The following is a 2,558-nucleotide window of genomic DNA, read 5'->3' as shown; positions in this document are numbered from 1 at the left end:
AACTCTAAGTTGAATTGATTATTAGGACGTAAGCGGTTTAAGTGAACTTTAAAGATTTGTTCCCGTTCTGATTGAGTCGGTAACGATAGCCAGAACAATTCATCAAGTCTGCCTTTACGGATTAATTCAGCAGGTAAAAGCTCAACATTATTAGCAGTGGCAACAACAAATACGGGAGCGGTTTTTTCAGCTAACCAAGTTAATAATGTTGCAAATACCCGCCGACTGGTTCCTGAATCACCATCTGATTGATTGTTACTAAAACTTTTCTCAATTTCATCAATCATTAAAACAACTGGCGCGATAGCTTCAGCTAATTTAATTACCTGCCTGACCCGCGATTCAGATTCACCAACAATCCCACCAAATAACCTTCCAACATCTAATCTCAATAAAGGTAATTTCCATTCGGCAGCTATGGTTTTAGCACTCAAACTTTTACCTGTGCCTTGAATACCCGCAAGTAGCACACCTTTGGGACTTGGTAAACCATACGCCCGGGCAGCATCAGTGAAGCTGTGCGATCGCAATCTCACCCAAGCCTTTAAATTCTCCAACCCCCCGACTGACTCTAACCCTGATTGATGGGGAATAAACTCTAAAATGCCTGTTTCCCGAATAGTCTGACGTTTTTCCTCGATGACTACCCCAATGGCACTTTCATCAACTTTCCCCGACCGTGCGAGACACTTGGCTAATACACGGGCTATCCGACACCGAGTTAATCCCTGACAGGCTTTAAGAAGTTGTTCCAGGGCTTCACCTGATAGTTTTAACTTTTTGCCTACCAGATTATTTACCAATAAAGAAATTTCCTCAATGCTGGGTAAATCAAAATCTACAATTGTTGTTTCTTCTCTGAGTTCAGTTGGTAATCTCAATTGATCACTTAGAATCACTAAACAGCGACGGTCACGACTCATTTCCCGGGCTAGATTCTTGATTTCCCGAACTAAAGGTAATTGACCAGGATTTATCTGATTATTAGAACCCGGCGCAATCNCGCCATTTGACGAGCCACAGTTAAATATTCTTCGGGAATATCAGCTTCTTCAAGTAATCCATCATCAGAGGCTTCAAGGATTGCCGAAACTAAATCCTTATCGTTCTTACCTTGTTTGAGACTTGATAAATTCTCAGCCCGCCATTCCTTTAATAAAGCGCAAACCGTATCAGCACTTCCCCCAATCCCATAGATAGATTTAAGTCCGGCTTGTACTGACCGCACCACAATCCCTACCCGATTCTTTTGTAGAACCGCACAGGTTGTCTCAATCATCCCCGCCGTTACTTCCCGATAATTGGTTTTCTCAATCTCAAACCCAGTTAAATCAAGGCTTGTGAATGTTGTTGGTAATTTCATAGGTTTTTTCCTTACGCTTTCTATTTTAGGATAACACATTTACATAAAAGCGCAAGTTTATTTACAACAAAATTATTAAGAGGGGTCAAGTCGGTCGGCTAAAGCCCGAAGTACATGGGCAATCTGTTCGTGTGAAAGTCCGGCAATTTGCTGGGTCAAACGTTCCAACGGGTCGCGCCGTCTGGCACCTTCTAAGTAAGAGAGGAATTCATCTAGGCTTTCGCCTCGTAATTGGGCGATCTGTTCTAGGCTTTCACGTTTCGGGGCAACTTTGCATTTTTCCCAGCCAATAACTGTGGGCCTAGAGACTCCAATGATTTTTGCGAATTCCTCATGGTTGCGATCAGCCCGTAAAGCTTTTACGGCTATTGCAAACCTTTGTCTATTCTCTAAATTCATACAATCACCTTGTTTTTGTCAAACTTTATCAAAACTTTACTGGACATAAATACGCAATTACATTATATTAAAAGTGTAATTTCATTTTTGGTATAATGAAACCCACAAATCCAACAGGCAGAGTAAGAAAGAGCATAACTTTATCTAACGAGATAGATATGCAGCTTCGCATCGAATCAGCAAGAAGAAGAATCAGTGCATCTCAGGTAATTGAAGAAGCACTAATCCAACTTCTAAAAGTTAATCAGTAAATTCTTTGAGTCTGAAGGAAAAGCTAGAGAGATAAATAAATGTTAGCTCAAAACTCCCAAAACTCTAAGGATTTATTTAATTGGATTAATTCAGAAGATTTATCCAAGTGTTTATGCGGAGTCAAATACTCAATCCCCGGCTTAGATAGTTCCCTTTGTAAATTCTGCGGCTGGCAAATCCATCGCCATGAATTAGTCCGCCAATACTGCGAATATGGCCACCTCGAAAAAGGTAAATCCCTCAAATTAAACCCAGATGATTTGACCGAGGCTCAAGCTAAAACAATTTTGTTGAAGTTCACCAAATCTAAGTCCAAATCTACCAAAGGATAAATTATGACCTCAACTTTAGTTTTTCATTCAGCCAACGATTTACCCATCGGGCAACGGCGGGGGGACGGATATTTCAATGCCACTGCTCTCTGTAAGGCGGCGGGGAAAAAGTGGAGTCACTACTTTGAAAATGAAACTACCAAGGAATATCTTGCGGCCCTCTCCGAGAATCTAGGAATAGAGATTATCGCCCGAAACCCGTTAACCGGAAA

General features: G+C 41.2%; 4 protein-coding genes. 2 read left to right on the top strand and 2 right to left on the bottom strand.

Annotated elements, in window-relative coordinates; genetic code table 11:
• Both PL9631_RS10020 and PL9631_RS10010 read right to left on the bottom strand, forming a co-directional pair.
• Window positions 1-923: AAA family ATPase (locus PL9631_RS10020; protein WP_331281257.1), on the bottom strand; the 923-nt coding region annotated here is incomplete at its 3' end.
• Window positions 924-1,438: 515 nt separating this feature from the next.
• A complete protein-coding gene (locus PL9631_RS10010) occupies window positions 1,439-1,762 on the bottom strand; it encodes a helix-turn-helix transcriptional regulator (RefSeq protein ID WP_083619726.1) in 324 nt (107 codons plus the stop codon).
• 290 nt (window positions 1,763-2,052) lie between these two features.
• Here PL9631_RS10010 and PL9631_RS10005 point away from each other — a divergent pair, with 290 nt between their 5' ends.
• Window positions 2,053-2,346 carry a hypothetical protein gene (locus PL9631_RS10005; RefSeq protein WP_083619723.1) on the top strand — a complete coding sequence of 98 codons (294 nt, stop codon included), beginning with the start codon at window positions 2,053-2,055 and terminating at the stop codon, window positions 2,344-2,346.
• Window positions 2,347-2,349: 3 nt separating this feature from the next.
• A partial coding sequence (locus PL9631_RS10000) for a KilA-N domain-containing protein (RefSeq protein WP_197046320.1) occupies window positions 2,350-2,558 on the top strand: 209 nt, incomplete at its 3' end.

Origin of the sequence: Planktothrix paucivesiculata PCC 9631, from assembly GCF_900009265.2 — a bacterium.
Classification (GTDB): Bacteria; Cyanobacteriota; Cyanobacteriia; order Cyanobacteriales; family Microcoleaceae; genus Planktothrix; species Planktothrix paucivesiculata.
Note: the sequence above shows the minus strand (reverse complement) of the source record. Positions and strands in the feature narration are given on the sequence as shown.

Coding starts and splice junctions, on each gene's coding strand:
- PL9631_RS10005 (WP_083619723.1), top strand. CDS start 2,053: ATGTTAGCTCAAAACTCCCAAAACTCTAAGGATTTATTTAATTGGATT.
- PL9631_RS10010 (WP_083619726.1), bottom strand. CDS start 1,762: ATGAATTTAGAGAATAGACAAAGGTTTGCAATAGCCGTAAAAGCTTTA.